This window comes from Vibrio sp. 10N.261.52.C11, from assembly GCF_041471405.1.
Taxonomy (GTDB): Bacteria; Pseudomonadota; Gammaproteobacteria; order Enterobacterales; family Vibrionaceae; genus Vibrio; species Vibrio crassostreae_C.
The window spans coordinates 1-573 of sequence record NZ_JBFROI010000089.1 but is presented as its reverse complement, the minus strand read 5'-3'; the positions used below and the strand labels follow the sequence as shown (position 1 = coordinate 573).

The following is a 573-nucleotide window of genomic DNA, read 5'->3' as shown; positions in this document are numbered from 1 at the left end:
AGCGGCTTCGTTCAACAAGCAATTTAAGCAGACTGTCAACGCTTGGCATGTTCAACTCGGTTTGGCTTCAGTGATTTAGGTGGTAAGTTTGAGTATATTGGTAGCGTTGTCAGCTACTTAATTGGGCGTTATAACTCATTCGTAATTTCTAGTTTCTACAATATGGAGAATGTATATGGATATTAAACAAGTACATAAAGCTACGTGTCATTGTGGCAAAGTTGAATTAGAGTTGAAAATGCCCAAGGGGTTGGAAGATCCAAGGCGGTGTTCTTGTTCTATGTGCCGTAAAAGAGGCGCAATAGCAGCCTCTGTTCTATTGGAGAATCTAAAAATTGTTAAAGGTGAAGATAATCTCAGCTTGTATCAATTCAATACAATGGCTGCAAAACACTATTTTTGTAAAACTTGCGGTATTTATACTCATCATCAAAGACGTTCAAATCCACATCAATTTGCAATTAATGTGGCTTGCCTTGAAGGTGTAAACCCTTATGAACTCGAGCCAGTAAAAATATACGATGGGATACATCATCCTTCTGACACAATAAAGTTATAACAAATAAGGATTAA

Annotated in this window: 1 protein-coding gene; it reads left to right on the top strand. The window is 37.2% G+C overall.

Going from position 1 to position 573, the window contains the following annotated elements; genetic code table 11:
* The first annotated feature begins 175 nt into the window (after nucleotides 1-175).
* Nucleotides 176-559 (top strand): GFA family protein, encoded by a 384-nt coding sequence (locus AB4323_RS23060; RefSeq protein WP_017040584.1) that lies wholly within the window; start codon nucleotides 176-178, stop codon nucleotides 557-559.
* Nucleotides 560-573 lie beyond the last annotated feature (14 nt).